We start from the raw sequence: 5,910 nt of genomic DNA on the forward strand, positions 1-5,910 counted from the left end.
GGGCCACCTTCTCCCAGAGGGGGAGAAGAATAAGAGATGGGCGCCTCTATTCCTCCCTCTTGGGGAGAGGGTGGACCGGCCAAAGGCCGAGACGGGTGAGGGGGCGCGAGCCAAACCAAAAGGCCCGGTGATCAATCACCGGGCCTTTTTAATTCAAAGCCTGCAGAAATCAGACGATACCGCCCGAACCGCCCTCAACAGCCGGACGGATGTCGGCAACCTTGGCGCGATAGCCGCTGGCGCGGTAGGCGGCCAGGGGGTCGATGGCGCCGCCGGCTTCGAGGCGGGCCAATGCGAGGATCGGCTCGACATCGGTGCGGAAGGCGTGGCGGAGTTGTTGGGTGGCGGTCAGGGCGTCATTGTCGGACTGGGCGGCTTTGAGGGTCGCGCGGTCGACGAGGAGGGCCTGGGCGTAGGAGCGTTGGACGTCGGAGGCTGAGAGCATCAGCGACTCGATTGGGTCGGTGACATTGTGGCTCTGGTCGAGCATGTGGGCGGGGTGGAAATCGCTGTCGCGGTTCTCGATGTCGACGAGTTCGTTGAAGACGAGGAACAGACGGTAGGGATCGACCGAGCCCGCGTCGAGATCGTCGTCGCCATACTTGGAATCGTTGAAGTGGAAGCCGCCGAGCTTGCCGAACTGGGCAAGGCGGGAGACGATCATCTCGATGTTCACGTTCGGCGCGTGGTGGCCGAGATCGACGAGGCAGAGGGCCTTGTCGCCCAATTCCTTGGCGATGATGTAATTGGTGCCCCAATCCTGCACGACCGTCGAATAGAAGGCCGGCTCATACATCTTGTGTTCGGTGTAGAGATTCCAGTCGTCCGGCAGGGCGGCATAGATCGACTTGGCCGAGTCGAGATAGTTGGCGAACTGATCGGCGAAATTGACCTGGCCGGGGAAGTTGGAACCGTCGCCGATCCAGATGGTCAGGGCTTTCGAGCCGATGGTCTTGCCGATCTCGATGCATTCGAGATTGTGCTCGATGGCCTGATCGCGGGTCGACTTTTCATAGGAAGAAAGCGAGCCGAACTTGTAGCTCTGCATCTGGCCCTTGGCGTCCGAGAAGGTGTTGGAGTTCATCGCGTCGAAGCCGAGATTGAAGCGGCTGGCTGCCTGCTTCAGGCGGTTCGGATCGGCCTTGTCCCACGGAATGTGGAGCGAGATGGTTTTGGTCGCCTGGGTGAGCTGGGCGATGACGGCGCAGTCTTCAATCTTGTCGAAGATGTCGCGCGGTTCGCCCTTGCCGGGGAACTTGGCAAAGCGCGTGCCGCCGGTGCCAACGCCCCAGGAGGGAACGGCGACGGAGAATTTTGCGACTTTTGCCTTGATGGCGTCGATGGCGATGCCGCGGCGGTCGAGGCGTTCGCCGAGGGTTTCGTAATCGCGGCGGAGATCGGCTTCGCGCTTTGAATTGTCGGCTTCGACGATGGATGCGTCGATGATGTGTTCGGTCATTTTTTGCTCCTCCTGGGAATAAGGCCCCCTCACCCGGCCTTCGGCCGACCTCTCCCCCAGAGGGAGAGGTCGCCGCATAGCGGCGGGTGAGGGGGCCTTGCTGTTGCTTAGCGTGGGAACGACTGGGCGTTGCCGGCGTCGACGTTGATGATGTTGCCGGTGGACTTGGCCGAGGCTTCCGAGGCGAAGAAGTAGATGGCTTCGGCGATGTCTTCGGGGAACACTGAGCGCTTCAGCATCGAGCGCTGGCGATACATCTCTTCAAGGCCGTCCTTGTCGGTCTTGTAGGTCGATGCGCGCTGCTCGAGCCATTCGCCGGCCCAGATTTTCGAGCCACGCAACACCGCGTCAGGATTGACGACGTTGACGCGGATCTGTGCTTCCGCGCCTTCGAGGGCGAGGCAGCGGGCCAAGTGGATTTCGGCGGCCTTGGCGGTGCAATAGGCAGCCGCGTTGGGCGAAGCGGCGAGGCCGTTCTTGGATGCGACGAAGACGACGTTGCCGCCGATCTTCTGTTGGCGGAAGAGACGGAAGGCTTCGCGCGAAACCAGGAAATAGCCCGTGGACAGGATGTCCATGTTCTTGTTCCAGAGTTCGAGCGAGGTGTCTTCGATCGGGGCCGAGGAGGCGAGACCGGCATTCGACACAAGAATGTCGAGGCCGCCGAATTCGACCACGGCATGGGCGAAACCGGCGAGGACCTGCTCTTCCTTGGTGACGTTGATGTTCACCGGGCGGACGAAATCACTGCCGAAAATGCCGGAGAGTTCGGCCGTGGCGCCATCGAGGGCGGTCTGGTCGATATCGGCGAGGACGACGCAGGCGCCTTCGCGGAGAAGACGGGCGGCCGTAGCCTTGCCGATGCCGCCGGCGCCACCAGTGACGAGGGCGATCTTGCCAGCGAGGGACTTTGGCTTCGGCATACGGGCAAGCTTGGCTTCTTCAAGCAGCCAGTATTCGATGTCGAAGGCTTCCTGCTCGGGCAGGCCCTGATATTCGGAGACGGTCGAGGCACCGCGCATCACGTTGATGGCATTGACATAGAACTCGCCGGAAATGCGGGCGGTGGCCTTGTCCTTGGCAAAGGTCAGCATGCCGACGCCGGGGATCAGGTAGACCACGGCATTGGGATCGCGGATGGCCGGCGAATTGTCGTGCTTGCAGCGGTCATAATAGGCCGCGTAGTCAGCGCGATAGTCGGCAACCTGCTGGTCAAGGCCGGCGATGACGGCGTCGACATCGGGATTGGCCGGATCAAAGTCGATGACCAGTGGACGGATTTTCGTGCGCAGGAAGTGGTCCGGGCACGAGGTGCCAAGAGCCGCCAGCGGGCGCAGATTGTTGGAATTGACGAATTCGAGCACGGCAGCCGAATCGTCGAAGTGGCCGAGCTTGTGGCTGTCTTCGGAGATAAAGCCGCGGATCTTTGGCATCAGCTTGGCCGCCACGGCGCGACGGGCGTCGGCATCGAGCGACTGGGTAGCGGCGCCACCGAAAATGGTCTTGCCTTCGGTTTCCTTCTCAAACCATTCGATGGCCTGATTGATGATGCCGATGGTGGTTTCGTAGCATTCCTTGGGGGTGTCACCCCAGGTGAAGAGGCCGTGCGACTCAAGGATCAGGCCCTTGGAGTTGGGGTTCTCTTCGCAATATTTGCCGAGCCAGAGGCCGAGTTCAAAACCGGGCTTCTTCCAGGGGAGCCAGCCGATGGAATCGCCAAAAATCTGCTTGGTCAGTTCTTTGGAGTTCTTGGAAGCCGCGATGGCGATGATCGCGTCGGGGTGCATGTGATCGACGAACGGGTGGTTCACATAGGCATGGAGCGGGGTGTCGATCGAAGCGGCGCGGGGGTTCAGATTGAACGTCGCGTGCGGCAGGTAGCCCACCATTTCGTCTTCGAATTCGACGCCGCGATAGAGACCCTTGAGGGCGCGGAGCTTGTCCATATAGAGCGTCGAAAAGCCATCGAGCTTGATCGAGGCGCTATCGCCGCCCGAACCTTTCACCCAGAGGACTTCGACCATTTCACCGGTCAGCGGGTCCTTCTGCATGATCTTGGAGGACGTGTTGCCGCCGCCATAATTGGTGACGCGCTTGTCGGACCCGAGGAGGTTGGAGCGATAGACGAGGCGCTCCGGCTCGGTCATGGACGCGGCCTTGGCGTCGTCCCACTTGTTTTCAAGGCGCTTGGGCGCGGTGGACATGAAGATTCCTCCCGAAGTGGTGGCGCCTCGATGCGAAGCGCAGGGTTGCGGAGTTTGCCCCACCCACCGGCTGTCATCCCCGCGCAGGCGGGGATCCATCTTGAGATCTCAGGATAGGCCCCGGCTCGAGGCCGGGGTGACAACCGTGTGTTTGGTCGCTCTCGAGGGGTGATCCGAAAGCCGGCAACACATTCGTTTGGCGCGGACATGGCCATAGAACGGTTGACGCTGTCAATCACAAACGATCATCAATCATCAGATGTGCGCGAAGATGATTGTAAATGGCAAAATGCTGATTGACTCTGCTTGGAAAGAATGAAAGCACTGCGCCTGAGGAGTATCAGCATTGCACGAAACGGAACGCCATCGCGTTATTCTCGCCGCCGCCCAGTCCCATGCCATGGTGACGGTTGCGGACCTGTGCGATCTGACGGGCTCTTCCGAAGCGACCATTCGCCGGGACATTGCCGCGCTCGACGAGCAGGGCAAGGTGCGGCGTGTGCGGGGCGGGGCCGAGGCGATCAACCCGCCATCGCAGGGTGGCTTGGTCGGGCGACCATTTTCCGTCAATGAAACGATCAATATCGCGCAGAAGCGCGCAATCGCGAAAGCGGCTGCCGATCTCTGCAATGATGGCGAGCCGATCATCATCAATGGCGGCACGACGACCTATCAGATGGTGCACCACCTGACCGCCAAGCGCGTAAGCGTCTTCACCAACAGCTTCGCCATCGCCGAATTCCTCATCCACAATTCGCGAAATCCCGTCGTCATTCCTGGCGGCACGGTCTATCGCGAGCAGAACGTCATCCTCTCGCCCTTTGGCGGTGTGGTGGCGAGTCACTTTTATGCCAAGCGCATGTTCATCGGCTGCCAGGGGATCGGCGCCCATGGGCTGATGGAGGCGGACCCCATGGTCGTGCAGTCCGAGCTGGGACTGATCGGGCAGGCGGACGAGCTGATCGTTCTTGCCGACTCTTCCAAATTTACCGGCCGCTCAAGCCTGATCTTGTGCGGCCTCGACAAGATTGCCGCCGTCATCACCGACGCCGGCATCCGCGATGAAGATCGACAGATGCTGGAAACGGCGGGAGTGCGGTTGATCGTCGTGGAGACGCCTGCTCAGGCCGCCGTGGCTTGAGACATATCTGAAAATCCCAGGGAGGGAATTTATGAAGCTCTTTAAACTGATGGCCGCTACCGCTGCTGCCGCCATCCTTCTAGCGACGCCGGCCTTTGCCCAGACGCGCATTGCGCTCGTGGTAAAATCGCTCGGCAACGGCTTCTTCGACGCCGCCAACAAGGGCGCACAGGACGCGGCCAAGGAACTCGGCGACATCGAAGTCATCTATACCGGCCCGACCACCGCGACCGCCGAAGCCCAGATCGAAGTCGTCAACTCGCTGATCGCGCAGCAGGTCGATGCCATCGCGATCTCCGCCAATGATCCGGATGCTCTCGTGCCTGTGCTGAAGCGCGCCATGGATCGCGGCATCAAGGTGATCTCATGGGACTCGGGCGTTGCACCCGAAGGACGCCAGATCCACCTCAACCCGTCGGAAACCGCGCTGATCGGCGAAACCATCATCAAGCTCGCGGCGGACTATCTGCCTGAGGGCGGCGATGTTGCCATTCTCTCGGCCGCCTCGACCGCGACCAACCAGAATGCCTGGATCGAAGCGGCCAAGGCCGTCATCCCGGAAAAGTTCCCGAACATCAACCTCGTCGCGACCGTCTATGGCGATGATGACTCGGTGAAGTCGACCGAAGAAGCCCGCGGCCTGATCGCGGCTTACCCGAACCTCAAGGCTATCATCGCGCCGACCACCGTTGGCGTCGTTGCTGCGGCTCAGGTCGTCACTGACCAGAACCTGATCGGCAAGATCAACGTCACCGGTCTCGCCCTCCCGTCCGAGTTCAAACAGTTCATCGACAATGGCGCTTCGCAGGCCGTGGCGCTGTGGAACCCGATCGACCTCGGCTACTCGGCCGTCTACCTCGCCAATGACCTCGTCAAGGGCGAAGAAGCCAAGCCAGGCGCAGTCTTCTCGATCGGCAAGGTCGGCGAAGTGACGCTCGACGACACGAACTCGGCCGCCATGGCTGCCCCTTTCCAGTTCGACAAGAGCAATATCGAAGAGTTCTCGAAGATCTATTGATCTTTCTTCACCTCTCCCTCCGGGGGAGAGGTCGATGCGAAGCAGCGGGTGAGGGGGCCTTTCCAAAACAGGAAGGGCCCCCCCCCCC

General features: G+C 61.0%; 4 protein-coding genes. 2 read left to right on the forward strand and 2 right to left on the reverse strand.

Annotation, left to right across the window (positions count from 1 at the left end; genetic code table 11):
- Positions 1–169: 169 nt before the first annotated feature.
- Together rhaI and ASE94_RS13050 are read right to left on the reverse strand one after the other, a co-directional pair.
- A complete protein-coding gene (gene rhaI, locus ASE94_RS13045) occupies positions 170–1,459 on the reverse strand; it encodes an L-rhamnose catabolism isomerase (RefSeq protein WP_062630774.1) in 1,290 nt (429 codons plus the stop codon).
- A 107-nt stretch (positions 1,460–1,566) separates the two neighbouring features.
- Positions 1,567–3,663 carry a bifunctional rhamnulose-1-phosphate aldolase/short-chain dehydrogenase gene (locus tag ASE94_RS13050; protein WP_062630775.1) on the reverse strand — a complete coding sequence of 699 codons (2,097 nt, stop codon included), beginning with the start codon at positions 3,661–3,663 and terminating at the stop codon, positions 1,567–1,569.
- Between the two features lie 346 nt (positions 3,664–4,009).
- Here ASE94_RS13050 and ASE94_RS13055 point away from each other — a divergent pair, with 346 nt between their 5' ends.
- Positions 4,010–4,804, forward strand: coding sequence for a DeoR/GlpR family DNA-binding transcription regulator (locus ASE94_RS13055; RefSeq protein WP_062630776.1), 795 nt, complete (start codon positions 4,010–4,012; stop codon positions 4,802–4,804).
- A 31-nt stretch (positions 4,805–4,835) separates the two neighbouring features.
- Positions 4,836–5,822: a rhamnose ABC transporter substrate-binding protein gene (gene rhaS / locus ASE94_RS13060; protein WP_062630777.1), complete on the forward strand. Its 987-nt coding sequence runs from the start codon at positions 4,836–4,838 to the stop codon at positions 5,820–5,822.
- Positions 5,823–5,910: the final 88 nt, after the last annotated feature.

This window comes from Devosia sp. Leaf64, assembly GCF_001421945.1.
Taxonomy (GTDB): domain Bacteria; phylum Pseudomonadota; class Alphaproteobacteria; order Rhizobiales; family Devosiaceae; genus Devosia.